General features: G+C 67.4%; 29 protein-coding genes. 1 reads left to right on the plus strand and 28 read right to left on the minus strand.

Going from position 1 to position 22,389, the window contains the following annotated elements:
* Positions 1 to 129: 129 nt before the first annotated feature.
* Positions 130 to 2,004 (minus strand): hypothetical protein, encoded by a 1,875-nt coding sequence (locus OPIT5_29230; protein ID AHF94876.1) that lies wholly within the window; start codon positions 2,002 to 2,004, stop codon positions 130 to 132.
* A gap of 21 nt (positions 2,005 to 2,025) precedes the next feature.
* Positions 2,026 to 4,635 carry a hypothetical protein gene (locus OPIT5_29235; protein AHF94877.1) on the minus strand — a complete coding sequence of 870 codons (2,610 nt, stop codon included), beginning with the start codon at positions 4,633 to 4,635 and terminating at the stop codon, positions 2,026 to 2,028.
* Here OPIT5_29235 and OPIT5_29240 point away from each other — a divergent pair.
* Complete coding sequence (locus OPIT5_29240) at positions 4,634 to 4,840, plus strand: hypothetical protein (protein AHF94878.1); 207 nt, start codon at positions 4,634 to 4,636, stop codon at positions 4,838 to 4,840. The two genes, OPIT5_29235 and OPIT5_29240, sit on opposite strands and share 2 nt — an antisense overlap.
* Positions 4,841 to 4,912: 72 nt before the next feature.
* On the opposite strand, the gene OPIT5_29245 is transcribed toward OPIT5_29240, so the two are convergent.
* From OPIT5_29245 to OPIT5_29370, 26 genes are all read right to left on the minus strand, one after another.
* A complete protein-coding gene (locus tag OPIT5_29245) occupies positions 4,913 to 5,482 on the minus strand; it encodes a hypothetical protein (GenBank protein AHF94879.1) in 570 nt (189 codons plus the stop codon).
* 115 nt (positions 5,483 to 5,597) lie between these two features.
* Complete coding sequence (locus tag OPIT5_29250; GenBank protein AHF93674.1) at positions 5,598 to 5,747, minus strand: hypothetical protein; 150 nt, start codon at positions 5,745 to 5,747, stop codon at positions 5,598 to 5,600.
* An 11-nt stretch (positions 5,748 to 5,758) separates the two neighbouring features.
* Positions 5,759 to 6,340 carry a hypothetical protein gene (locus tag OPIT5_29255; GenBank protein ID AHF93675.1) on the minus strand — a complete coding sequence of 194 codons (582 nt, stop codon included), beginning with the start codon at positions 6,338 to 6,340 and terminating at the stop codon, positions 5,759 to 5,761.
* An 81-nt stretch (positions 6,341 to 6,421) separates the two neighbouring features.
* Positions 6,422 to 7,153 (minus strand): hypothetical protein, encoded by a 732-nt coding sequence (locus OPIT5_29260; GenBank protein ID AHF93676.1) that lies wholly within the window; start codon positions 7,151 to 7,153, stop codon positions 6,422 to 6,424.
* Between the two features lie 56 nt (positions 7,154 to 7,209).
* Complete coding sequence (locus OPIT5_29265) at positions 7,210 to 7,497, minus strand: hypothetical protein (protein ID AHF94880.1); 288 nt, start codon at positions 7,495 to 7,497, stop codon at positions 7,210 to 7,212.
* A 9-nt stretch (positions 7,498 to 7,506) separates the two neighbouring features.
* The gene (locus tag OPIT5_29270) at positions 7,507 to 8,361 is read right to left on the minus strand and encodes a hypothetical protein (GenBank protein ID AHF93677.1); all 855 of its coding nucleotides are present in this window, start codon (positions 8,359 to 8,361) and stop codon (positions 7,507 to 7,509) included.
* Between the two features lie 12 nt (positions 8,362 to 8,373).
* A complete protein-coding gene (locus OPIT5_29275; protein ID AHF93678.1) occupies positions 8,374 to 8,934 on the minus strand; it encodes a hypothetical protein in 561 nt (186 codons plus the stop codon).
* A gap of 42 nt (positions 8,935 to 8,976) precedes the next feature.
* Positions 8,977 to 9,801 carry a hypothetical protein gene (locus tag OPIT5_29280; protein AHF93679.1) on the minus strand — a complete coding sequence of 275 codons (825 nt, stop codon included), beginning with the start codon at positions 9,799 to 9,801 and terminating at the stop codon, positions 8,977 to 8,979.
* A gap of 52 nt (positions 9,802 to 9,853) precedes the next feature.
* Positions 9,854 to 10,348 carry a hypothetical protein gene (locus tag OPIT5_29285; GenBank protein AHF94881.1) on the minus strand — a complete coding sequence of 165 codons (495 nt, stop codon included), beginning with the start codon at positions 10,346 to 10,348 and terminating at the stop codon, positions 9,854 to 9,856.
* 2 nt (positions 10,349 to 10,350) lie between these two features.
* Entirely contained in the window at positions 10,351 to 10,806 is a 456-nt protein-coding gene (locus OPIT5_29290) for a hypothetical protein (GenBank protein ID AHF94882.1), read from the minus strand.
* Positions 10,807 to 10,862: 56 nt separating this feature from the next.
* Positions 10,863 to 11,816: a hypothetical protein gene (locus OPIT5_29295; GenBank protein AHF94883.1), complete on the minus strand. Its 954-nt coding sequence runs from the start codon at positions 11,814 to 11,816 to the stop codon at positions 10,863 to 10,865.
* Positions 11,817 to 11,883: 67 nt separating this feature from the next.
* Positions 11,884 to 12,297, minus strand: coding sequence for a hypothetical protein (locus OPIT5_29300; GenBank protein AHF94884.1), 414 nt, complete (start codon positions 12,295 to 12,297; stop codon positions 11,884 to 11,886).
* A gap of 65 nt (positions 12,298 to 12,362) precedes the next feature.
* Complete coding sequence (locus OPIT5_29305; GenBank protein ID AHF94885.1) at positions 12,363 to 13,448, minus strand: hypothetical protein; 1,086 nt, start codon at positions 13,446 to 13,448, stop codon at positions 12,363 to 12,365.
* An 11-nt stretch (positions 13,449 to 13,459) separates the two neighbouring features.
* Positions 13,460 to 14,101, minus strand: a complete 642-nt coding sequence (locus tag OPIT5_29310) for a hypothetical protein (protein ID AHF94886.1) — start codon at positions 14,099 to 14,101, stop codon at positions 13,460 to 13,462.
* Positions 14,098 to 14,925, minus strand: coding sequence for a hypothetical protein (locus OPIT5_29315; GenBank protein AHF94887.1), 828 nt, complete (start codon positions 14,923 to 14,925; stop codon positions 14,098 to 14,100). The genes OPIT5_29310 and OPIT5_29315 overlap by 4 nt, the downstream gene beginning before the upstream one ends.
* A gap of 126 nt (positions 14,926 to 15,051) precedes the next feature.
* Complete coding sequence (locus OPIT5_29320) at positions 15,052 to 16,569, minus strand: hypothetical protein (protein ID AHF94888.1); 1,518 nt, start codon at positions 16,567 to 16,569, stop codon at positions 15,052 to 15,054.
* Positions 16,566 to 18,122 (minus strand): hypothetical protein, encoded by a 1,557-nt coding sequence (locus tag OPIT5_29325; protein ID AHF93680.1) that lies wholly within the window; start codon positions 18,120 to 18,122, stop codon positions 16,566 to 16,568. The genes OPIT5_29320 and OPIT5_29325 overlap by 4 nt, the downstream gene beginning before the upstream one ends.
* 7 nt (positions 18,123 to 18,129) lie before the next feature.
* Positions 18,130 to 18,792: a hypothetical protein gene (locus tag OPIT5_29330; GenBank protein AHF93681.1), complete on the minus strand. Its 663-nt coding sequence runs from the start codon at positions 18,790 to 18,792 to the stop codon at positions 18,130 to 18,132.
* Positions 18,793 to 18,804: 12 nt separating this feature from the next.
* Entirely contained in the window at positions 18,805 to 19,059 is a 255-nt protein-coding gene (locus OPIT5_29335) for a hypothetical protein (protein AHF93682.1), read from the minus strand.
* A gap of 39 nt (positions 19,060 to 19,098) precedes the next feature.
* On the minus strand, positions 19,099 to 19,488 hold the full coding sequence (locus tag OPIT5_29340; GenBank protein ID AHF93683.1) for a hypothetical protein: 390 nt from the start codon (positions 19,486 to 19,488) through the stop codon (positions 19,099 to 19,101).
* Between the two features lie 205 nt (positions 19,489 to 19,693).
* A complete protein-coding gene (locus OPIT5_29345; protein ID AHF93684.1) occupies positions 19,694 to 19,897 on the minus strand; it encodes a hypothetical protein in 204 nt (67 codons plus the stop codon).
* Complete coding sequence (locus OPIT5_29350) at positions 19,897 to 20,253, minus strand: hypothetical protein (GenBank protein AHF93685.1); 357 nt, start codon at positions 20,251 to 20,253, stop codon at positions 19,897 to 19,899. Before OPIT5_29350 ends, OPIT5_29345 begins: the two co-directional genes overlap by 1 nt.
* Entirely contained in the window at positions 20,250 to 20,453 is a 204-nt protein-coding gene (locus OPIT5_29355; GenBank protein AHF93686.1) for a hypothetical protein, read from the minus strand. The genes OPIT5_29350 and OPIT5_29355 overlap by 4 nt, the downstream gene beginning before the upstream one ends.
* On the minus strand, positions 20,450 to 21,256 hold the full coding sequence (locus tag OPIT5_29360) for a hypothetical protein (GenBank protein AHF93687.1): 807 nt from the start codon (positions 21,254 to 21,256) through the stop codon (positions 20,450 to 20,452). Before OPIT5_29360 ends, OPIT5_29355 begins: the two co-directional genes overlap by 4 nt.
* 43 nt (positions 21,257 to 21,299) lie before the next feature.
* Positions 21,300 to 22,004 carry a hypothetical protein gene (locus tag OPIT5_29365; GenBank protein ID AHF94889.1) on the minus strand — a complete coding sequence of 235 codons (705 nt, stop codon included), beginning with the start codon at positions 22,002 to 22,004 and terminating at the stop codon, positions 21,300 to 21,302.
* Positions 22,005 to 22,144: 140 nt separating this feature from the next.
* Complete coding sequence (locus OPIT5_29370; protein ID AHF94890.1) at positions 22,145 to 22,369, minus strand: hypothetical protein; 225 nt, start codon at positions 22,367 to 22,369, stop codon at positions 22,145 to 22,147.
* Positions 22,370 to 22,389: the final 20 nt, after the last annotated feature.

Consider the following 22,389-nt stretch of genomic DNA (forward strand, 5'->3'; position numbering starts at 1 on the left):
CGGAAGGGGGTGCCTGTCCAGCGTGCCACGGCGGCCCGGAGGGCGGGCCGGCGCTCGGGGGTGAAGTAAGGTCTCCAGGGGGGAAGGATGTCGCGCATGGCGGTGTGTGTTGTGCGGGTGGATACGCGGTCAGCCTTTTTTTCCGATCGCATCGCTGGTGTTGTAGCTGGGGAGGGAGAGGTTGTCGGGGCCGATGTGGGGATGGCCGCCGAAGTTGATGTAGTTGCCCCGCGCCTTGCAGGCGTCGGGGGTGCCGTCGCAGGCGGCCATGAGGGTGACGGGGCGGCCGGTGAGGGCGAGGGGGGCCGGGAGGGCGCGGAGGGGCGAGCGGAGGGTGATCTGGCGGGCGTTGACGCTGCCGGCGACGGCGACGATCTGCCGCACCTGCCAGTCGCCGACGGGCAGGCCGGCCTCCGGGGCGAGGGAGAGGATGAGATGGCCGCGGGCGAGCGCGCCGGTCAGCCAGACGGTGTTGGCGGGGGCGTCCGGGGTGACGGTGAGGACGGCGGCGCCGGCGCTGGCCACGGCGATGACGCCGGTGACGCGCCAGGCGGCGGCGAGGAGAGTGCAGCCGGTATCACAAAAGCGGTGATTGCACACGCCGGAGAAGACGAAGCGGGGGATCTTGTTCTCCAGGCGACCGGCGAGGGCGCGGCTGGTGGCGGTGAGGGTGCGGCCTTCGGCGGAGACTTCGGCGATGTCGCCGGTGTGGAGGGCTTCGCGGGCCTGGGTGGTGGCGACGGGAGCGGTGGCGCTGGCTCCGGGGTCGGGGCGGCAGGCATGGATTTCGATCTGGAGGGGGGCCTCCAGTTCGCCGGAGGCGAGCAGGGAGAGCGGGTTTTGCGGGAGGTTGGCCGAGAGGGTGAGCTTGAGGGCCGGGTCGGAGAGGTCCGCCGTGCGGGTGATGGTGTCGTGCTCGATGAGGGACCGGGTGTCGCCGAGCCAGGTGGCGCCCTCGAAGGTGATGTCGGTCTCCCAGTCGGTATAGCGCCAGACGGGGAGCTGGTTTTGCGCGAGGCCGGGGATGCGGAGAGTGAAGGTGTAGAGGTGGGCGCGGACGGGTTCCGCGGCGGCCAGGGCGGAGGCTTCGCCGGGGGCCTCGGTGAGGGCGATCTTCGCCTCCGCCATTTCCTGCGAGACAAACGTGATCTCCAGTGATGTAGTGGTGAACCGGTGACGACGCGGGGGCCGGTCGGGGAATTGCGGGGAGAGGGCGAGGAAGGATTGCGCGGTGGAGGCGCGGGCGTGGTGGAAGTCGAGCAGGGCGGAGATCTCCTCCCGCGAGCCGAGGGTGAGGGTATGGACAAGGGTCTGGCGCGGGGGGGCCTCGGTGAGATCGGTGGCGGGGAGGCGACCGCGCCCGATGGTCTTTTTTTCAATGGTGTCGATGGTGGCGGTCTCGACGGCGTACGCCCAGTTGGCTTCGAGGATGGCGGGCCAGTTGTCGGGGATGGCCTGGCGGGCGGGGAGCCGGATGGCGTAGCGGGCGGGCGACTCCTCCAGGAGGGTGAGCGAGACACTGGAGCCATCGGCGGTGATGCCCCGGAATTTGGGTCGCGCCTTGAGTTTGCCGACGAGGAGAGGCGCGAGCGTGGCCGTGGCCGGCACGAGCGCCGGGTTGGCGTCGAGCTGCGCGGTGGCCACGACAGAGGGCGGCGCGCCGTCGGCGGGGATCACGAGCGTCCAGGCGGCGTCGAACAGGCGGGCGGCGAGGTAGTCATCGCGCAGGAGCCGGTCGCAGGGCACGGGCAGGGCGACGAGGGCGTCGGCGAGGTTTTGGGCAAACACGTCTTCCCAGTTGTCGAGGTCGGCGGTCTCGATGTCCCAGGCGAGAGTCAGCGTGTGCCGGGCAAGGGTGTGCTCCGGGCGCCGGCTCTCGCCCGCATCGAGCCGGGTGAGGATGCCGGTCTGCACCTCGCGGGTGAGCTTCGGGCGTGTCGCCCAGTTGGGCTCGTCGAGGATGATGAGGAGGGCGGAGCCCTGGTGGTTGATCGGGTGAATCATGGGATCGGATCGGCAATAAAATCAGGTGCGGAGGCCGAGGGTGGTTCTGCCGCCCTTGACGACGCGGAGGATGTGGGCGTCGCCGTCGGCATTTTTCCGGACGACTTCCGCTTCCTCTTCGCTGCTCACGAGGATGATGGTGAGGCTGGTTTCGCGGGCGCCCTGCGGGGAAGCCGCGAAGGCGCTGCCGGCGGCCTGCGAGCCGCCCGCGGCGGGAGATTGCGCCAGCGGAGCCGGGATGGCGTTGACGCCGGCGGCGAGATCGAGCGCGCCGGTGTTGACCGCATCCATGAAACCGACGCCGTATTTCCCCACGGCGGCGGCGCGCATGACGTATTCCTGATCCGACACGCGGATGAGGTTGCTGTCGCTGGTGCCGGTGCCGGCGCCTCGGATCAGGCCGCCGGTGGCGAAGCTGCCGGCGATGGCGGCCGACATCGCCATGATGGCGACCATCGACGCGGCGAAGGCGGCGAGTCCCCACGGCCCCATCTGCGCGACACATTGCGCGCCGGCATTGGCGGTGTTGAGGGCGAGTTCACCCGTCTTCTCCGCCTTGCGCTTCTGGCCGAGGACGGTCTCCAGGGTGAAACGGGCGATCTCGCCGGCGATCCACTGCGCGAACATTTCGGCGATCGCGCTGATGACACCGTTGAGGATGGAACCGCCGATGTTGCGCAACGCCTGCCCCCAGGTCTGCGTGCCCGTAATGAGGCCCTGAATACCTTGCGAGATGCCGGAGATGGCCGAGCCGAAGGCGCTTTGCAGGCCGGCCGCCACGATGTCGCCCTCGGTGCCGATCTGCTGGATTTGCGAGAGCAGGCCGCCTTCCAGGCCCTCGCCGATGCTGCGGAAGTGCTGGCCGTCGGTGCCGGCGTCCATGCCGGCGACGGACCTGCGCAGGGTGGTGATCTTCGGCTGGGCGGGCTTCGTGGCGAGCGAAGGGTTGTCGATCTCGTGCTGCGCGGCGTCGATTTCCGCCTGGATGCGGGCGCGATCCAGCGGGTTGGCGGCGAGCGCGAGTTCCTCTTTTTTGAGCCGGACGACCTCGGCAAGCGTGGTCTGCTGACGGGTGAGCAGTTTGGCATATTCCTCCGCCTTTTGGGCCGGTGAAATATCCTCGCGGAGCGCGATCAGCTCGCGCTCGCGGGTGATCTGGTCGAGGATGTTTTGCTGGAGCTGCTGCCGGGCGGCGAGGTCTTTTGCGGTGGCGGCCTTGGCATCGGTATCGAGCTGTTTGGTGATCCGGGCGCGGTCGGCCTCGGCCTTGGCGATCTGGGTCTGGAGGTCGAGCTGCTGCGCGAGGTGGCGGTTGACGGCCTCCCGGCTGTCGGGGTCGGGCGCGGGGAGCGTGGCGAGTTTGCCCTTGAGCGCGTCGATCTGCATCCCGAGGGCGGCGTATTGGCCCTGCGGTGACAGCTTCTGGAAGTCGAGATCGGCGGCGAGGTCCCTGAGTTCGGAGAGCTTGGCGACGAGGGCGTCGATGCGGGCCTTCTCGGCGTCGGCGGCGGCCGCGGAGTCGTTGCGGGAAATGGTCTCCTGGATGCGCTCCGCATCGGTGAGCCTGTCGACGATGGCCTGGCGCAGCTGCACCTCCCTGCGGAGGGTGCCGTACGTGGATGCCTCCACTTCGGACATATACAGGCGGCCTTTCGTGGTGCCGCCCTCTACGAAGGTGGAGGAGAACTGAGCCCGGAACTCCTTCAGCTTTGCCTCCGCCTCGGCGAGTCCCTTTTGCGCGTCGGGGAGCAGGGTCCTGGCTCCGGCCTTGTCGCGGAGTTGGGCGACTTTGGCGTAGAAGGTGGCCGTAGCGATGGAGATCTTGTCGAGGGCGTCCTGGTGGCGCTGCGCAGCCGCCTCCACCGAATTGACGTAGAGATCGGCGGCGGTCTTGCCGATGGCGTAGACGCCGAAGAGGACGGCGAGCGGACCGGCAGCGGTGATGGCGGCGGTGGCGAAGCCGTTCAGGGACTGGGTGGCGCCTTTGGCGAGGGTAGCCATCGCGCCGAAAGAGCCGCGTGTCTGGAGCAGGCGAGTGTTGAGGGCGTGGATCTCGGAGAAGGAGCGGCCGGAGAGGGAGACGGCGAGGGTGCGGACGGGGTTGATGGCAGCCATCGCCGTCTCGCCGAGTTTGTTGATGATGGCGGGGACGGCGACGAGACCGACGGCGGCGACGCCGACGCCGCCGAGGTTTTGCGAGAGGGCGGCGGCCGCCTCCGCGCCCGTCTTGAGGGCCGGGGCGAGCAGGGAGGCGAACGGGGTGGCGGCGGTGCGGACGGACTCGCGGACGGCGTTGACGGAGCGGCCGAGCTCGATGAGGGAGTCGCCGGTCTGGCCCGCCGTCTGGCCGGAAGCGGCAAGCTGGGCGTCAAACTGGGTCGCCTGCTGGCCGAGCTGGCGCAGGGCGCCGAGGAGAGCGCCGCCGGTAAGGAGCGCGCCCCATTTGCGGATGGCCACGTCGCCGTTGCTGATGGAGGTTTTGAAGCGGTCTGCGGCGAGGGCGTTGCGCGAGAACAGGCCAGCGAGCGGGCCGAGGCGCTGCTGGAGGCCGGAGAGGGCGTTGGCGGTGCGGTCCGCGCCGGCAGTATCGGCGTTGACCTTGACGTTAATTTCGAGATTGTTCCCGCTCATGAAATCCTTTTTGGCAGGGCTGGTGCTGGTGTTGCTGGTCTCCGGATTTTTTGTCGCATTCGCGGTTTATCCGGAGTTCCGGAGCGTGGTGATCGGCGTGACTGTCGGGTTGTTCGCGCTGGCATGGGGTATCGGGGCGCATTTGCAGAACAGGTATCACAACGAGCGTTGCCGCCGGGAGGGACGCAGCCCCTGGGCCTTGTGATGGCTGATTACCGGCGGGCGCGGCGCATGTCGGCCGCACGCTTTTCGGAGACGGCGGCCGCTTGCCTGATAATCAGGTCGAGGTCGAAGAGGGTGCAGCGGTCGAGGTAGTCGGCGCCGTATCCCCATTCGACGAGGCGGGTGTAGGCGAGTCCCCAGGATTCTTCGGACTCTCGAAGGGCGGCCTCCAGTTCGGCGGCCTGATCGCGCCGGGCGTGGCAACGGTCACGGTGGAGCCGGGCGTGAAGGAAGCCGGAATCGCGAACAGGTCCTTGAGCATGCTGCCGATTCCGGCCAATGATTTTTTTAGCTCGTCCCCCGTGTTGAGCCGGAGGGCGATGTGGATGATCTCCAGTTGGTCGGCGAGATCGAGGTCGTCGATCTGTTCGGGGGTGAGGCCGGTGCTGGCGGTGATGAGTCTTTCGACGAGGTCGAAGGCGCTCATGAGGATCGCGGGCAACCCGGCGGGATTGGCCAGCAGGACCTCCAGCGAGGCGGGGTTGTTGATGCAGTGATACGCAAGTGCGAGCAGGAACTCGCGGGCGGGCTTGGCCTGCATGCGGCGGACGTCGACGGAGGTAATGTCTCCCAGCGGGAGAGAGAGAGGGTGGCGCCGGGTGCGCTGTTTGAGTGTTTCGGACACGGGAGGAAAAATTAAGAGTTAAGAATTAATAATTAAGAATTGGATACAGGCGGCGGAGAAAGGGGGAGGGCGATTCACAGGCGTGCCGATAGCGCGCCCTCCCCCGCATGAACGACTAGCGCTTCGGCAAAGGGGGAGCCCACTCCTCCAGGGAGGCGATCCGGGCGGTGAGCACCTCGACCTCGTTGCGCAGGGCGCGGGCGTAGGCTTCGAGATCCTCGCGGGTCATGGTCATTATGCGATCGGGCGGTGATTCGGCGCTCATGGGTTGGGTGATCAGGCGAGGGCGGCGGTGGAGAGAGACTGGTAGAAGGCGATCCAGTCGGCGTCCGTGGCGAGGGGATCGGCGAGGAGTTGCCGCCAGCGCACCCAGGCGGGGGAGCCGGAGGCGTAGTAGGGGATGGTGCGCAGGCCGGCGCGCTTGAGAATGGTGTAGAGGCGTTGCGCCTGCTCGATCACGGGGAGGCCGGGCGCGGCCTCGGGGATGAGCGGCACAAGGCTGTTGATGCCGGCGATGCTTTTGCCGACCAGCGCTTCGCGGGCGATCATGGCCCTGGCGATTGCCTCGGCCATGATCTGGTCGGGGATGGTCGCGGCAATGGCTTTCTCCAGCACCTTGGCCGGGATGGGCGGGGGCGGAGGCTTGACGATGGCGTCGATGTGGCGGAAGGGGTCGAGCTTCCTGTCGATGTCATCGAAGATGGAGGTCTCCTTTCCGGCCGGTGCAGGTGCGTCGGCGACGGCGACAAGGGACACGGGCGCGGGATGATCGTCCAGGAGGGCGTCGGTGGCGATGTAGCCTCCGATGCCGGCTGCGGCCAGGGCGGCGGTGGCGAGGGCGGTGGTGGTCTTGCTCATGGTGGGCGGGTGCGGGTCTGTGGTGGAGGGGGCGGCGGGTGAGCGCCGCCCCCCGGTGGCGGTGCAGGTGCAGGGCGGCGGTTATTCGCCCGAGAGTTTGCCGGCGGCGCGGAGTTTGACCAGGCGGGCCTCCTGCGCGGGAGTCGTCTTGAGCTTGTTGACCGCGAGGGCTTCGACGCGGGCGAGCCGGACTCCCTCCGCTTCCTTGCCGGCGGCGGCGAGGTCGATCAGCTTTTGGTCAAACCATGCGTTGTAGCCGGTAGTGATGAGACCTTTGGCGAGACAGCGCGTGTAGTAGTCCGTCACCAGTTCGGGCTGGCCGAGTTCGGCGGCGCGTCCGACGACGGCAGTGGCGAAGCTTACGCCGGATGAGCCGGGGAGAGCCGCGATTTCGGCGGCGGTGGCATAGCGACGGATGTAGTTGTGCGCGTGCGAGGAGACGGCCAGCAATTTGGCCGCGAGCGCCCTGTCTTCCGGGTTTTGCTGCCACGCGATTTTGGCGGCAGTGGCGTCCTTGTTTTTCTGGCCCAGATGATACCAGATGACGAAGCCGCCGAGGTTGGGGCGCTCGGCGATGAGGGCGTCGATTTGCGGGATGGCGGCTTCGACGGTGGCGGCATTGGCGGCGTCCCAGGCGTCGATCGCGGCCTGGCGGGCAAGCCGGTCGGCGCGGGTCTTGGTCGGCAGCCTGTTCACTTCGACACGTGAGGCCTGGAGGTCGGCAATGGATTGCGCGAAGTCCGAAAGCTCGGCGGCGATGGCGAGGCTCGCGCCAAAGACGAGAGCCGGGATGATGATCATGATTTTTTTCATGGTATTTATGTGGTGTTGGTTTGGATACCCGGATTGCCCGCCGGGAGACGGGAAAGTCAGGAGATGATGGCGTCGTCGCCGGGGGTGTTGTCGCGGGGCGTGCCCGTGTCAGCCGGCGGTGGCGTGGCAGAGAGGATTTCGTTGGCTGTCTCCACGACGATCAGGGCGCAGACTACGTCCACGGCATGATCGAGGCGGCCCTCCGGCGAGCCGCCCATCCAGTTATCGAGGGTGCGTCGCAGCACCCGGTTTTCGGCGCGGATGCGCTCGATCTCCGGGCATCGGGCGAGGGTCTTCAGGGCATCGCGCAGGCTGGCGCAGGTGAGCATGGTGTCGGGTGTCATCGCGGGCGATTACGGGGTGGGCATGACGGTGCGCCAGGACGGCTCGACCATGCGCCAGACGGAGCGTCCGCCGGCATCGCGCTCGTGATCGGTGGGCGTGAAGCGCAGGTACTCCACGACGAGCGCGGCGTTGTCCGGGCGGATGACGCTGTCGACCGGGACGGCGATCATGACGGAGGCGATGCGCGAGTTGCTGTTTGTCCGCATGGTCCAGATGGACTGCGTGGCGCTCTGCTTCCGGAGCCGGCGCGGGTCGGTGTATTGGCTATCCACGAACCAGACGGAGGGCACGGGGCCAACCTGTCCGGTGACGACGGTGCGGCCGGGGTCCGGGCTGTGATAGTAGAGATACAGGTCCGTAAACGGCGTGTGTTCGCCGAAATTCGAGATGGTGATCTTGAACTCGAAATCCGTGTAAGCATCGCCGGGCGCGGTGTTGAGCTGGATCGTGCAGACCATGAAGGCCGGCTGCGGGGTGCGGGCATCGACGTAGCCCTTGCTGGCCGCATGGATGGAATTGGTCGGCGCGGTGGCCGGCAACAGGATATGCCCCTCCGTGGACCGCTTGACGAGGTTGCCCGTCGTGGCGCTTGTCGAGATGATGAGCATCGCCTGGCTCCCGACAAGATTTACCGTGTAGGCGCGCTCACTGCCGGAGCCCGTCACCTTGTCGAGCTTGCCGGCGAGGGCGGGCGTGAGGTTGGCGCCGGCGAAGTTGGGCGGCCAGACGACGACGCCGGCGTCGTTGACCATGACGGCGGTCGTTTGCGCGGCGGGGACCGCCTGGGCCAGGGCAGAGGACGGAAGCCAGAAGACAGAGGCCAGAAGCCAGAAGGCAGAGTGTTTCAGTAGTGTTTTTCTCATGACGTGGCTGGCTTATGCTTCGGGTTGCGCTTCCGTGACGGGCGCAGCGGCGGCGATGGCGGGGGCGTCATCGGTGCCGGCTCCGACGACGGGGATGAGTTTGCCGTCGGCGCGGCGGACGTGGACGGCGCGGAGGCCGCCGGGGCCGGTGAGGGCGTAGGTGCCTCCGGCCGGGGCGACGATGTCGGTGATGAGCTGGTCGACCTGGTCTTTGGTGTAGTAGCCGGCTCCGGGGCCGGGGTTGCTGCCGCCGGAGCCTGGGTTAGAGGGGCCGGTGGCACTCCCGGAGTTTTTGACTTGGAAGGGCGGGCCTCCGTTGACGCTGGCGTGGAGCGTGGGGCCGGCAGCGAGGATCGCGTCGGCCTGCTCCAGGGTGAGCGTGGCGGTGTAGGCGCCGGTGGCCGGGGTGGGCGTCCACGCATCGAGCGTGACGAGCGGCTCGGCCGCGCCGGGCTTGTAGAGCCGCAGCTCGACGGCCGCCACGCCGTAGATGACAATCGTGCCGGAGGCCGCGCCGAGCGCGGGCGCGGTGCCGGGCGGCACGGGCTGGAGAGTATCGGGTGAGATTTGCATGGTGTTTTTCCGGCCTCTGGTTTCCGGCCTCTGGTCCTCCGGTCAGTCCCTGTAATAAACGAGGCCCTGGTCGTGGGTGATGGTGACGAGGATCTTGAGCTCGCTGAGGGAGTCGCGGGAGATGGTGGGCGGGCCGGAGAGGGACAGTTCGCAGGAGAAATCCTGATGATCCATGACGAGGGGCTGTTGCTCGTTGCCGTCCCAGATCAGGAAGCGCGCATAGCCGCTGTAGGAGCCCCGCGTGAGCGGCTTGACCGCTTTCAGACCGAGGGGGTGATCGGCGCCGGTGATGGCGGGGGCGGTGACGGTGGGCGCGATCTCGGCGACCGGCAGGGCAGCGGCGTTGATGAAGCGCACGAGGCCGAGCTTGGGGTCCACGATGAAGTCGACGCCTTCGACCAGGTCGGGGAAGGTCAGCGCCTCGATCTCGCGGATTTGCCGGGTGACGCCGCCGGTGGTGCGGGTGACGGGATACCAGAGGTTGTGAATGGCCGGCGCCTGGACGCTGAAGACGAGCGGATCGACCTCGGTGGCAGGGAGCGCAAGCTGGGTGAAGGGATCGGTGTCCTCGCCGAGGAGGGCGAAGCGGATCTTGCGGGCGTCGGAAAACTCGTTCGTGGCGAGATCGTAGCCGTGCTTCATGATGCCGGGGATGTTGCGGGCGAGGAAGGACCGGCCCCGGTAGGATTTTATCACTTCGGTCTTGGCGACTTCGGCCTTGAACTCGGCGCCGTTGAAGCAGCCCATGTCGAGGTAGCCTCGGGCGAGCGCCTGGGCGCGGGTGGTGGCTCCGGCGGAAAACAGGAGCTGGACGGTGCCGACGAGGTCGGCAGTCGTGTGATGGAGCGTTTCAGGATTGAGCGGCATGGCAGTGTGTGTGTTGGCGGTTGGCGTGAATCCCGACGTATCGGGAAATTTGTTACGGAGCGGGATCGGGAGCCGCGGGGCTCCGGGAGAGCGTGATCTCGGTGGAGGTGTTGACGTGGTAGACGACGAGCATGTCGTCGGGGACCAGTTCGTAGGGCACTTTCGGGTCGAGGGTGATCTCGTGGAGGCCGGGGCGGCGGGGCTGGCCGGCGGGTTGAAATCCGTTGGGCGCCCGGTGCAGGACGGGGAGCAGTTCCGCCACGACATCGAGGGCGGCGAGGCCGGTTTTGTTCATGCCGCCGTTTTCCACGACTTCGACGACGATCCGGGGGCGGATGCGGATGGTGGTGTCGATGGAGGCGGTGAGGGGCTCGGCGTCCGGGGTGAGCACGATCACGGCGAGGCCGAGTTTCCCCACCGCCTGTTTGACCATCGAGACGATGTTGCCTCTGGATTCGCAGATCGCGGTGATGCCCTTGCCGGCGAGGAGCGGGATGGCGTCGATGAGGCCGGCGGCGTGGGTGGTGAGTTGCGAGAGTTTTTGCATGGTCAGAGGAGCGAGGTCTTGTCGCGGGTGAAGTTGAGGGGGGTGTGGCTGACGAGGATCGCGCCGGCGCCGGCGGGCATTTTTTCCGGGCCGGCCACGGGCGGGGCCTCCACGGAGATGCGGCAGGCGGCCACGTCGCGCATGGCCGTCATGGCCTGGTTGTATTCGTTGACGCGGCCGTCGCTGAGGAGGCCGACCTCGGGGAAGCGGGTGAGGAGCCGGTGACGGGCGATGACCATCGCGTCGCCGACGAGTTGCTCGGGCAGCGTGCCGGCGGGGCCGAGGGTGTTGCGCGAACAGCCCGCGATGTAGCCGCGGACGGTCTGCACGACGTTGGCGAGGGTGCCGGGCACGGGATCGCCGGCGCCGTCTTCCAGGGCCACGGTGCGCACGCTGTCGATTTCCGTGCCGGTGAGCACGGTGCGCAGATCGTCTTCGGTGATTGTTCTCCAGGACATGTGGTTGACGGGGGATGGGCCTCATGGGGCGGAAGGCCCCATGAGGCCAATGAGGTTTAGCCCTGGGCGGGCGCGGGCTGCTCGATCTTGAGGAGCTGGGCGGCGAGGGTGTTGGTGATCTTCACGTCGTGCGACCAGTCGAGCTTGGCGACCTCGACGCGACCGTCGTCGCGGGCGTAGGTGCCGGGCTTCATCCACCGTCCGCGCAGACGGAAGGTTTTCATGAAGGACGGATCATGGCGCGTGGGGTGTGAACTGGCCGCGAAGACGATCAGCGATTCGTCCAGGAGGAAGTCCACGTCGGCGGGTTTGCCCTCGGGGGCTTCATCGGCCACCATCATCGAGAGCTTGATCTCGGGCTTGGCGATGAAGAGCGAGAGGAGGTCGTCGATGGTGGGGTTGACGGCTTCCTTCTTGCTGCCGGCGCCGAGGAAGCGGCCCTTGACGCTCTTGTGGTTCTTGAGGCGGCGGAAGAAGGTCGGACCGAAGAGCATGCGGACGCCGAGGAGCGAGCCGTAGCGGGCGGCCTTGATGACCTGGATGATGCGCTCGTCGATCTGGTCGATCACGTCGGCATCGGCCGCGAAATCGAGGTTGGCGAGGCCGGGCGTGAGGAGTTGCAGGGCGGTGTCGATGGTCTCCTTCTCATGGGAGAGGGAGCCGACGGCGGCGCCGAGATCGGCGGCCTCGCGGAGGCTGTTCTCCATCGTGTTCTCGTCGTCGGTCTCGATGATGTCGACCGGCACGTCGAGGGCGTGAGGCGAGCAGTTGTATTGGGCGTCGGTGGCTTCCCAGCCGATTTCGACGGCGCGACCGTTGATGGCGCGGCGGGTGTTGGGAACGCGGAAGCGGCGCTTGTCGTCATACACCTTGTAGTAGGCGATGGGTTTGGCGACCTCGACGGTCGGGGCGAGGAAGTCGGCGACAGGGGCGGCGGCGGATTGCGCGGCGCCCTGGGCGTATTCCTGGATCGTGCTCTTGGAGACGATGGTAGAGAGGCGTGAAGGCATTTTGATGAAGAGTTAAAAATCAGGTTGTGAATGGATAATTGGATACGGCAGGAGGACGGGCTCCGGATCAGGCGGCCACGGTCTGGAGGAGGCCGGTGAGGTGGGGGCGGAGGAGGATGATCTGGCCGTCGACGCCGGTTTCCTCGGCGATGCCGATGCGGACGTAGGTGCCGGCCGCGGCGGGCAGGACCTTGACGCCACCGGCGCCGTCGGAGACGAGGACGTCGCCGGGATTGGCGGCGCCGGTGAGCCAGAGGCGGTGGTTGCGCTGGGGATCGAGCGGGTTGACGTCCACGATGCCGCCTGCGTTGTCGACGGCTTCGTTGGTATAGAAGGCCGGGATGTCGGTGAGGGCGGCGAGGGGAGAAACGGCGGGATTGCCGGCGTTGTTGACGAGCTTGACGAGCCGGGTGCGGGCGATGGCCGCGGTGGCGACGAACGGCAGGGGGCCGTATTTGGTGTTGGATTGGTCAGGATTCATGACGGTCTGGAATTTGAAGTTTGTAGTTGGCAGTTTGTAGTTGGGAACCGGTTACGTTTTCCGGTTCAGGTGACGGATTTGGAGGCTTGCTCCCAGGCGGTGGACCAGTGGAGGGACGGGTTGGAGGCCTGAAGCTCGTGAGCCTTGGCGCGGATACGCTCGGCCTTGGCGGTGTCCTCGCGCTGGGCGGCGTTGAAGGCGGCCTGGCCGGGGAGCTGGCTCTGCGTCTTGATCGAGGGCTCCTTGGCCGCGAGTTCACCGTAGGCGGCTTGCAGGTCCGCGGCCACGGCGAGCTTTGTGTTCCAGGCGCCGCGCTCGGCGACGGTGATGAGGCCGTCGGCGATGGCGCGGGTGAGGATCGTGTTGATGTGGGCGGCGCGTTCGGCGGCCGTGGCGGCTTTGGCGGTCTCGACGGCGCTGTTGACGGCAGCGAGATCGGCAGCGGCCTTGGCCCTGTCGGCCTCGCCCGCGGTGTTGGCGTCGGAAAGCTCCTTCGCCTTGCCCGCGGCGGAGCCGAGGGCGGTGTTGAGTTGCTCGTCGGTGGCGTCCGCGGCCGTGGTGAGGCCGAGGGCGTTGAGAAGAGCGATCACGAGTTCTTTTTTCATGGTGTCGGTGTGGGCGGAATTGCCCGAAGAGGTTTTTTCTGCCGATCCGTCGGCGACGTTGACGGCGGGGGCATCGGCGATGTTGGGGTTGGGGACGAGACCGAGGGAGAGGAGTTTGACGGGGGTGATGGTGCCGTCGTCGTTTTGCCGATACGCCCAGCCGGGGGAGACGAAGAGTTTTTTCGCCTCCGTCTTCGGGTCGTAGCCGGCGTTCCAGGCGACTTTGCCGAACAGGGCCTCCTCGCGGGCGTCGAGTTCGAGGATGCGGCCGTAGCGGGTGGTGTCGTCGTGGCCGGGGGTCTGGGCAAGCGAGGGGCTGTCGGGGTGGCCTTTGTAGATCGGGATGGAGGCCGCTTCCTCGCCCCGGCGGGCGCGGGCGGTGTCGTGCGCGGCCTGCATGAGGACGGCGGCCTCGATGTCGAGGACTTGCAGGCCGGCCTTGTTGGGGTGGCGACCGTAACCGGCAAGGGGGATGAAGCCGTCGGCGGAATTGGTGGCGAGGGCGAGGCAGGCGGGAGAGGTGGAGAGGGCGTCGGTGGTTTTCATGAGCGGCGGGATCAGGCGGCGGCGATGCGGGCGAAATACGCCGTGACGGTGCGGCCGGCGGATTCCTGGAGTTTCGCGTTGGAGGGGAGGGCGTCGGGGTCCGCCCGGCGGGTGATGGTTTTGACGAGCTTGTAGTAGATCGTGAGGCGCCTGGCGTTTTCCGCGGCCGGCGTGGAGGTGGCCATGCGGCGGCCGGTGCGAGCAGCCGCGCCCTTGAAGGCGGTGTTTCCCCATTTGGCGAGATAGACGCCGCGTTTGGCGACGAGCACGAAGAGACCGGGGATCGCGCCGGAGCGGGGATTGATGCCGGCGGCTTCGGGACGCTGGGGGATGGCGTATTTTTTGGTCGGATGCGTGAACGTGCCGCCCTCGGCGATGGCGCGGATCGCCGGATGCGAGATGGTGACGGTGGCGCTGTCGTTGGTGACGGCGGCGAGGGCGGTGGCCGTGGCGATCTGCCGCCAGAGGTGCTGCCGGGGCCAGCCCTTTTTGTTGGGCGTGGTCCGCTCGCGCTCCAGAAAGTGGAGGCGGGTGTCCTTCTCCAGTTGCTTGCCGAGCTGGGCCATGAGGGGCCGGCGGTCGGAGAGCTTCCGCGCAACCTGGCGGAGGCGGGGGGAGGCGGTGTCGGCGACGTTGACGGTGGCGAGGATCATGACGTATGCGGGGTTGTGCCGGGCGGCGTGTACGTGACCTTGCCGCCCTCGAAAACGGCGGCGGGAAACATGTCTTTCAGCAGGTCGCGCTCGGTGTCGGAAATGTTGCGCAGGGACATTTCCACCTCGCGGGCGCGGGCGGCGGTTTGCGGTTTTACGGTGACGTCCGGAGCGATGACGCCTTCGGCGACGGCCTCGTCGCGGTCGATGTCGATCAGCTCCATGCCCGAGCCATAATCGAAGGGCGTCCAGGGATTCCCGAACCGGGAAATCCTGGTCCAGACGCGATCGTCCTTGCGGGCGATCATGCGGCCGGAGCGGGAGAGTTTGCCGCCGGCCGCGACAAACCGGGCTTTCCAGTCGCGGGGGTTTTCCGCGTCGCGACCACGGATGAGTTCCTGGCACGGGAACCGGTCGAGGATGGCGGGGTCCTGGCCGGCCGACCAGCGCGCCTGGGAGAAAGCGTCCTCGACCTGCATGTCGTGGATGAGACCGAGGCGGTTGAGGCTGGTGGTGTCGGTGAGCCGGCCGGAGTCGCCGGGATCGGCGCCAAGCTCGATGCGCATGTCGGCGATGAAGCCGGCGCGGCCGAGCCAGATTTTTTCCGGGTCCATTTCGAGGAGGTCGATCAGCTTCGATTTCATCGAGCCGAGGGTTTTCGCCTGGAAAACCTTGGCGGAAAAAAAGGAGCGGTCGCGGATCGCCAGCGGGAGACCGGCGATCTCGGCGCTGTCGAGATCGGTGGGCGCGATCGCCTTGCCTGAGAGGCGGGCGACGGCCGCGGCGTTGGGGCCGGCAACGGCGGAGGCGGAGGGATCAGGCATAATGCCTCCTCTCGGTCGGTCGCCGGGAAGCGCCTTGCGTGCGCCTTGCGGCCCCGATTTCCGGGGTCGGGCACGAAAGACGGGCGTCGAGGGGGGCCGGGGAAACCGGCCTTTTACGGGCGGTTTTCATCGGGCGCGGGTTTCGGGGGTTTTTCCGGCCGCTTTCAGGCCGGCGCGGGCGGCGGCCTCGGCGGCGTCGGCGAGGGTGTTGGCCGCGGCATCGCTGCGCAGGGTCTGCGAGGCGAGCGCGGGGAAGTCGCGGAGGAGGCCGGCGAGTTCGTCGGCGAGGGCCTCCGGGGTTTTTGCAGCATCGAGCGCGGCGATGCGGGCGGCGAGCGGGGCGAGATCCTGCGCGTTGGCGCGGGCCAGGGCGGCGAGGTCCGCACGCTCCGCGGAGTTCCAGGCGGCGGACGGAGCGGGAGCGGCCGCCGGCGCGCCAGGAGTCGCGGGTCTGAGGAGTTCCTCGCCGGAGGCCGGCGCCGGCAGGCCGAATTTTTCCCGGAAGTGCGCCACGGACACGCCCACGCCGTGGTTGACGCCCGTGGTGATGACGCTGAGTTCGCGGGTGGTGTCGGTGTCGGCCTCGGCGATCAGCCGGAAGTGCGCTTTGGGAGTGACGCCGGCGCCGTGGATGAGTTCCAGGGCTTTTTTCGAGAGTGCCTCGGCCTGCGCGGTGACAAACTTGATGTCGCCGCCGAGCAGGGCGTCGCCGCCGGCCTTTTGCGGATTGGAGCCGTTGGCGCCGCCCTCCTGCGACATGGTGGCGAGGTCGCCGCCGAGCCAGAGGGAGACGATGGCGCGATCCATGCGGTCCACCAGCGCGGGGTGCGGGCCTTCGCCGCCGGCCGCGGAGGCGTTTATCTCGACGCTGCTCTCGTTGTTGGTGACGATGGCGCAGTTGTTGCCGAGGCCGCCGACGGCGCGGGCAAAGGCGTGCCAGTCGGGGGAGTTGGGCTGCGCATTGGTTTTGCCGACGGTCCAGGGGATGCCGAATTTCTCGCACTTGAGCGCCCAGTCGGCGAGGGGGGTGACCTTGAAGGTGTAGGCGATGGCCGTGGCCTCGTGCAGGGGGCTCTCCTCGCTGGCGCACACATGCCAGCCGCGGGGATCGAGATCCTCGCCCTCCCTGGCGCCGGGCTCGCGGAGCAGGCGCAGGCGGCCGCTCTCCGTCTCGAAATACCACAAGGGCACGGCGACGAGTTCCGCCGTGTAGCGGCCGCCCGGAGACACCCGCCAGAGGATCTCGTGGGTGGCGTACTGGAACCCGATCGCCCCCATGACCTGGCGGATGTAGGTGTCCACGCCGCCGGTCATGTCACGGCAGCGCATGTCGGTGGCGCGCAGGTTGCCCCAGAAGTATTCGAGATCGGCGCGCTGGGTGGTGGCTTCGGGGCTGTCGTCGTCGGTGATGATCTCCCAGTTGAGGGCGGAGACGGCGCGCTTGCGCTTGGCGACGGCGGTGCGCACGCGGTCGTCGCGGCGCTCGATCTTGTCCCAGAGCAGGGCGGCCTCGCGGGGCTGGCCCCAAAAAAACTCGTCGAGGATGTGGGCCAGCGTGAGGGGGTTGAGCTGCCGGACCGGCTGGAGGCGGTAGCGGCGGTAGGACTCGAAGAGATCGGCGGAAATGGAATGGCTGGTATTCATAGCGGGTATCCTCCCTCGTATCCGACGCGCACGGACACGGCTTGCGCGACGGCGGGCGCGGCGATGGCGCCGGTGAGGCCGTGGCGGGCGAGGCGGTTGGAATCGAAGCTGTCGGCGTGGCAGCCATCGGAGGCGACGGATGCCTCGTAGCGGCCCTTCGTTTTCCTGACCAGGCGGTGATCGTCGAAGAGCCAGCGGCAGGCGGCGAGCGCGATGCGGCCGTCGTCCAGGTCGTTGACGTATCCGTCGCTCGTATACTGCTTCATCGTAAACGTCTGGCCCTGGTGGACGAGGGTTTCGCTGCCGATGACGAGTTCGACCTGGATGAGATGGCGCAGGGCGGCTTGAAGCATGAGCGCCCAATAGCGTTCACTCGTGGCGTCGATACAGAGGCAGCGGGGGGCGCGGCCGAGGCGGGCGCTGACGGCCTTGACGACTTGCTCGATGCGGGCGTTGGCGATGGCCGGGTCTTTGGTTTTCCAACGCCAGACGAGGCGGCAGGGGATCGCGCCGGCATCGTGCTGGGCGACGGTGAGGGAGCTTGGATTGCTCTTCTCGCCTTCGGTCGTGCCGAGGTCGAGGCCGAGCGCGGTGGGCAGACCAGGGCGGAGATTTTCCAGCCAGTCGGCGGGCGGCTCTTCGCCGTCGTCCACGGCGATGCAGGAGGGCGACAGTGCGTGCGACTGGGCGCGCTCCAACGCAAGACGTGAGCAAGCGGCCGTGCCGCTGGCCGAGAAGGTGAGGCCCATGTTGCGGTCCCAGGACTCGCGGTCGAGCGAGAGGCGGCGGTCCTCCTCGGCAGACAGGACGGCGCCGGTCTTGGGGTGGTAGAGCTTCGCGCCGGCCGCGATGCCGTCGTGAACGTCGACGCGGTGGATCGTAAGGCCGGCCGTCGACTCATACCAATGCCCGGCGGGGTTGACATCGAAGGTCATGCCCGGCGGGGGCAAGAGGAGTTCGTGAGAGAAATGGTTGTCGTCGATCGGCGGGGTCGTCGCCAGAAGGCACGTAAACGAGGGGTCGGACGACATGATGTAGATCATGGCATCCCAGACGCCGCGGAAGTCGGCGATGAGGCCGCACTCGTCGATCATGACCGAGCCGGTAAAACCGCGGGCGGTGGCGGGGTTGGGCGCGATGACCTGCGTGCGCGAATACACCGTGTTGTCGTGCCAGAGCTTGACGACCATGCGGCGCGACTCGAAGGCATCGACAAAGTCGTCGTCGGTGCCGTCGGCGAGCACGTCGCGGCCGTGGGCGTCCTCGGCAACGATGGGGTTTTTCTGCTGCGCCTGGACGTGCCGGAGAATCTCGCGGAAGAGGTGGGCTTCTTTCTCGATGACTTCGCGGCCGACCAGGAGAGACGCGCTGGCGAAGGTGATGAGGCGGCCGGCGTGGGCGGCCATTTCGCGCAGGGCGCGGAGGGCGAGCGTGGTGGTCTTGCCGCTCTGCCGGCGCCAGAGCATGAGAAACATGCGCAGGAGCGTCTCCCGGATGATCTCGCGTGAGTAGTCGCGCAGGCGGAAGAGTGGTTTTGCCGGGGGGACGATCATCGGGGGGTCACATGGAGTCGATCGTTGCGACGATGGACTCCATCATGCGCTGGCGGCTCTCGGCGTTGCCGGTTTTGGCGTTGAGGGCTTTTTGCAGGGCGGCGATTTGCTCCCGGATTTTGTTCTTCGCGGCGGTACGTTTCTCCTGGAGATCGGCGATCTGCTCGTCGCGGAGCTTGAGATCGGCGGCGAGTTTCTCCGCCTGCTGGGCGAGGGCCTTGCGTTCGTTCTCGCTGCGGGCGAGGCCGGCGAGGGTCTTGACGACCTGCAAAAACTGGCCGGGCTTCTCGATCAGCGCGGCCTTGAGCATGCCGACATCGAAGGTCTCCAGGACTTCGGTGAGCATGTCGGCCGCCTGCAACTGCGCGGCCTCGGTGATCGACGCGCCGCCGGCTGCGGCCTCGCGGGCGAGTTGCCGGGCCGCCGCGGCACGCTCGCGGATCGCGGCGGCCGTGGACCGCCGCGCCTGCCAGCGGACAAAGTAGCCCTGGCGAAAATCCGTGATGTTCTGGTCGGAGACCGGGAGCGAGCGGGCGTCGTGAGCGTACTCCTCGATCCAGTTCGCCAGAGCCCGGCCGGAGTCGCCGGCGTCCATCCGCTCGCAGAATTTTTCCAGGAGCTTCAGGTCGCCGCCGAGGGCGCGGTAGATTTTTGATTGGTGGATGGCCACGAGGGGAGGGTGTCAGGCAGACTCGAAGGTGGCCTTGCCGTCGCTGGTGACGCGGTAGCGTTCGGGCTTGTAGAGATCGCCGGGGATGCGCTGCGCCTGCCCGTGGTTGACGAGGGCGGTGAGCGCGACGATGGTCTCGGCCTTCGTGAGGCTTTCGTCGTTCGCCCGGAGGGCGTCATAGAGCTGCGTCTCGGTCAGGGTGCCGGGATGCTGGGCGCAGAGGAGGCGGAGGATTTCCCAGCGGAGTTCGCGTTGTGTGCCGTTCATGGTGTATTCGGATTGTGGTTACGGTGGAGGAAAAAGGGGTCAGGTGATCCGGCGGTTGATCTGATCGACCAGGGCGGCGGTGGCCTTGCTTTCGGCGCTGAGGGCGCGCAACAGGTCGAAGATTTGCCGCATGTCCTCCCGTTGCTCGGCGCGGTTCTTGTCGATGGCCGCCATGATTTCCGATCGCTGCACGAGCAGCTTCTGCTCGAACTCCCGGCGCATTTCGTCCTGTTTGGCGAAGAGCGCCCGGATGGCGTTCTTGCTCGCGGGCGTACTGGACAGGGAGACTTCCACCGGCTGCTCCAGCTCCGTCCTGGGCGGCTTGCGGAAATGGCTCCAGATCCACAGCCCGGCGAGAGCGAATACAATCGCAGCCCAGAACCAGTCTGAGAGGAAGTTGGCGGGAGGAGTCGGGAGGTTGGTGGGCATGTGTGATGACGAGCGGTGCGGAAATTTGCTCCCCGGCCGGAGGAGAGGACGGACCCGGCCGGGGAGGTTTGTCGTGGCGTTTATCGATGCAGAAGCCCGGCAACGGCCGGGAGGGATGATCCGCGCCCGCCCCTGTTTTCACCCCGATGAATACCCCTGGTCGCTGATCGGAGCGGGCGCGGAAAAGTGTGTGTGCGAAGTGCGGTCACGAGAGGAGGGCGTAGATGAGCCAGCCCAGCCAGGTGCCGGCGGCGGCAAGGGTGGCGGCGACAAGGACCACCCGGAAGGTGACTGATGCGGCGAGGCGCTCCTCCCCGGAGCTTCCGACCGGCCGGAGGAGCGCCCAGCCCACGACCATGACGGCGAGGAGTGTAACGATCCACGGATACAGGGGGGAGACAGCGGCGATCATGGTGAGGAGGCCGGACGGCCCATGCGCAGCCAGGAGAACATGACGATCGCCTTTTCCATCGCCTCGCGGGAGGCAAGGAAGGTGCCGTCGGTGCGGGCGATGACGCCGTGATCCGGAGCGAGGGTCGGCCGCCAGTCGGCGCCGTAGCGGGCGATGGCGAGGTTGTAGCGTTCGCGCCAACGGGGCGTGACGACGAAACCGGCGGGGTCGATGGCGAGCACTCCGCTGTTTTGGTTGTCGCCATCATAGGAGGCGCGGGCGGGAGTGACCGGCGTGGGCGTGATCGTGCTGGTGCAGGCTGGCTGGCCGAGCACAAGCACGATGGCAGCGAGGAGGGGGATGAGGCGTTTCATTCGCTGTTGGCTTTCTGGATTTTTTCGAGGTCGCCGCTGGCAACGATCTTGCCGGCGTTGTCCTTGATTTCCTGATCGGTGCGGGCCTCCGCGTTGGCCTGCATCTTCGCCGAGTTTTTCAGGCGGAGTTTTTCGAGCAGCCAGTCGAAGGCGCTTTTGACTGCCGCGGCGACGTTGCTGATGGCGGTGGTGGCGCTCATGGGCGGAGGGTGGCGTGGTGCAGGGCGATGCCGTCGGCGATGCCCGTGGTGAGAGCCTCCACGAGGGCGCGGACGTTTTCATCGAGCGGGATGAGGACGGGGTTGCCCGTCTTCGTCGTGTAAAGCTCCCAGGCGTCGAGGATGACGGAGACCAGGAGCGCGGCATCGCCGTCATCCAGATCGGGGGCGATGATGGCGAGCGTGCCGGCGAGGGATTCCTCGGTGGGCAGGCCGGAGAAGAGCGCCGACATGCTGTCGGTGACGGCCGTCACGTTCTCCGCGTAGTCGGGGGAGCGATCGAGCACGGTTTTTATTGCGTACTTGGCGGCAAGCCGGGTGGCGTGGTTGATCGTGTCCCAGTCGGCCTGCGTCTCCGAGGTCACGTTGCCGGCGCCGTCCGTTGCGATAACGGTGCGACATCCGGAGAGCAGGCCCGTCAGCAGAGCCGGCAGGACAAAAGCGAGGAGGATGAGATTGCTCCCTTGGCCGCCCAGAGGGCGCCCGCCGCGGTCGGCCCTGCGGGCCATCGCCTCCGGCGATGCCATCTCCGCGCTGTCGCGCTCCGTGGCGGGCGGCATCCCGATCGTGTGGTGTTCGGGATCGGCCTGGCTGGCGGCCTGCACGGCTGCCGCGGACTTGGCGCGCTGGCGGGCGACGATCGTCCAGGCGACGCCGAGGAGCGTGACGAGCGCGCCGGCCCCGGTGGCAATCTCCTCCGACGAGGCGACACCCGCGCTGGTGAGGGCGGTGCCGCCGTAGGTGAGGACTTGCCGGAGCAAGTTAAGGATGAGGTCTTTGTTCATGTGCGGGCGGTGTGGATACAGACAACGTGGATACGGACGATGATCAGGGCTTGGGGAGAAGCGCGGGGTGAATGGTGGGGGTGGGGATGAGACCTCCGGTGGCGAAGCCGCCGGGGATGGCTGCCGGTTTGCTGCGCAGGGTGCGCGTGTCGATGCCGTCGCGCTGGGCGCGGCGGTAGAAGCAATCGCGGGATATGCCGTGCCGGACGCACAGCACGTCGGGGCTCTCCTGCGAGCCGGCGGCGATCTCGGCGACGATCGCCTGGTAAGACTGCTCGATGGCGGCGCTCGCCCGCTCACGGAGGCTGGGCGCGCCGCCGGAGACCTGGTGAAAGAGCCGGTAATAGATGACGGGCGTGATACCGTGACGGCCGCAAAGCACGGAGACCGGCGCGGTGGAGCCATTCTCGATCTCTGCCGCGATGGCACGGACCTTGACCAGATCGGCCTCGCGGTTGCGGCGCGGCCAGGCAATCCGGGGCTTCGGCGCCGGGGCGGGTCCGGCGTCGGCCACGAGGGCGGCGAGCCGCGCCTCGGCCATCGCGGGATCGGCGGGGGCAGGCCAGGGGTTGCCGTTGCTGTCGCAGTCAGTGCGGGCGGTGGCCGTCCAGACGGAGAGCGGGACAATCAGGCGCACGAGGCCGGCGGGCGTCGCGGCCGACACGGCCACGCGATCGCCGCCGCGGCAGATCGTGAGGCCGCTGACCTCGTGGAGCGCAATCGTGTCCGTCACGCGCCGCGTGCTCATGGGGCGCGCCTCCCGTTGTTGTTCTTGGCTTCGGTGCCGGTCTCGTTCATGAGCCGAGATTAGCCAAAAAAAAGAGACACGCATTCGCGTGTCTCGCATCTCTCGCAACTTTCGCGTAATTATTTTTCAGTGACGCGGAATCAGTAGCTGTGGCGAATGCTGAACTCGACAAACCCGGCATCGACCAAGGTCTGGCAGAGGGCGAGCACTCGCTCACGTTTCACCGAGGGATCGTAGTCACCCTGCACGTCAAAGGTGATGATCCCATCCTGTTCATCCAGCATCCGCGCCCGCACTTTGGCCTTGTCGCCGCCGACGTTCATTTCTCCGCGGGTGTCCACTTCAGCGATGATGATGTAGCTCATGATTTTTTCGTTAGCATGTT

The sequence above is a fragment of the Opitutaceae bacterium TAV5 genome (assembly GCA_000242935.3).
In the GTDB taxonomy this organism is placed as follows: Bacteria; Verrucomicrobiota; Verrucomicrobiia; order Opitutales; family Opitutaceae; genus Geminisphaera.

Coding starts and splice junctions, on each gene's coding strand:
- OPIT5_29255 (AHF93675.1), bottom strand. CDS start 6,340: ATGAGCAAGACCACCACCGCCCTCGCCACCGCCGCCCTGGCCGCAGCC.
- OPIT5_29260 (AHF93676.1), bottom strand. CDS start 7,153: ATGAAAAAAATCATGATCATCATCCCGGCTCTCGTCTTTGGCGCGAGC.
- OPIT5_29335 (AHF93682.1), bottom strand. CDS start 19,059: ATGAACGGCACACAACGCGAACTCCGCTGGGAAATCCTCCGCCTCCTC.
- OPIT5_29295 (AHF94883.1), bottom strand. CDS start 11,816: ATGCCTTCACGCCTCTCTACCATCGTCTCCAAGAGCACGATCCAGGAA.
- OPIT5_29240 (AHF94878.1), top strand. CDS start 4,634: ATGAAATCCTTTTTGGCAGGGCTGGTGCTGGTGTTGCTGGTCTCCGGA.
- OPIT5_29290 (AHF94882.1), bottom strand. CDS start 10,806: ATGTCCTGGAGAACAATCACCGAAGACGATCTGCGCACCGTGCTCACC.
- OPIT5_29275 (AHF93678.1), bottom strand. CDS start 8,934: ATGCAAATCTCACCCGATACTCTCCAGCCCGTGCCGCCCGGCACCGCG.
- OPIT5_29270 (AHF93677.1), bottom strand. CDS start 8,361: ATGAGAAAAACACTACTGAAACACTCTGCCTTCTGGCTTCTGGCCTCT.
- OPIT5_29235 (AHF94877.1), bottom strand. CDS start 4,635: ATGAGCGGGAACAATCTCGAAATTAACGTCAAGGTCAACGCCGATACT.
- OPIT5_29355 (AHF93686.1), bottom strand. CDS start 20,453: ATGAGCGCCACCACCGCCATCAGCAACGTCGCCGCGGCAGTCAAAAGC.
- OPIT5_29280 (AHF93679.1), bottom strand. CDS start 9,801: ATGCCGCTCAATCCTGAAACGCTCCATCACACGACTGCCGACCTCGTC.
- OPIT5_29230 (AHF94876.1), bottom strand. CDS start 2,004: ATGATTCACCCGATCAACCACCAGGGCTCCGCCCTCCTCATCATCCTC.
- OPIT5_29320 (AHF94888.1), bottom strand. CDS start 16,569: ATGAATACCAGCCATTCCATTTCCGCCGATCTCTTCGAGTCCTACCGC.
- OPIT5_29340 (AHF93683.1), bottom strand. CDS start 19,488: ATGCCCACCAACCTCCCGACTCCTCCCGCCAACTTCCTCTCAGACTGG.
- OPIT5_29305 (AHF94885.1), bottom strand. CDS start 13,448: ATGAAAACCACCGACGCCCTCTCCACCTCTCCCGCCTGCCTCGCCCTC.
- OPIT5_29365 (AHF94889.1), bottom strand. CDS start 22,004: ATGAGCACGCGGCGCGTGACGGACACGATTGCGCTCCACGAGGTCAGC.
- OPIT5_29285 (AHF94881.1), bottom strand. CDS start 10,348: ATGCAAAAACTCTCGCAACTCACCACCCACGCCGCCGGCCTCATCGAC.
- OPIT5_29300 (AHF94884.1), bottom strand. CDS start 12,297: ATGAATCCTGACCAATCCAACACCAAATACGGCCCCCTGCCGTTCGTC.
- OPIT5_29265 (AHF94880.1), bottom strand. CDS start 7,497: ATGACACCCGACACCATGCTCACCTGCGCCAGCCTGCGCGATGCCCTG.
- OPIT5_29250 (AHF93674.1), bottom strand. CDS start 5,747: ATGAGCGCCGAATCACCGCCCGATCGCATAATGACCATGACCCGCGAG.
- OPIT5_29350 (AHF93685.1), bottom strand. CDS start 20,253: ATGAAACGCCTCATCCCCCTCCTCGCTGCCATCGTGCTTGTGCTCGGC.
- OPIT5_29370 (AHF94890.1), bottom strand. CDS start 22,369: ATGAGCTACATCATCATCGCTGAAGTGGACACCCGCGGAGAAATGAAC.
- OPIT5_29325 (AHF93680.1), bottom strand. CDS start 18,122: ATGATCGTCCCCCCGGCAAAACCACTCTTCCGCCTGCGCGACTACTCA.
- OPIT5_29360 (AHF93687.1), bottom strand. CDS start 21,256: ATGAACAAAGACCTCATCCTTAACTTGCTCCGGCAAGTCCTCACCTAC.
- OPIT5_29315 (AHF94887.1), bottom strand. CDS start 14,925: ATGCCTGATCCCTCCGCCTCCGCCGTTGCCGGCCCCAACGCCGCGGCC.
- OPIT5_29310 (AHF94886.1), bottom strand. CDS start 14,101: ATGATCCTCGCCACCGTCAACGTCGCCGACACCGCCTCCCCCCGCCTC.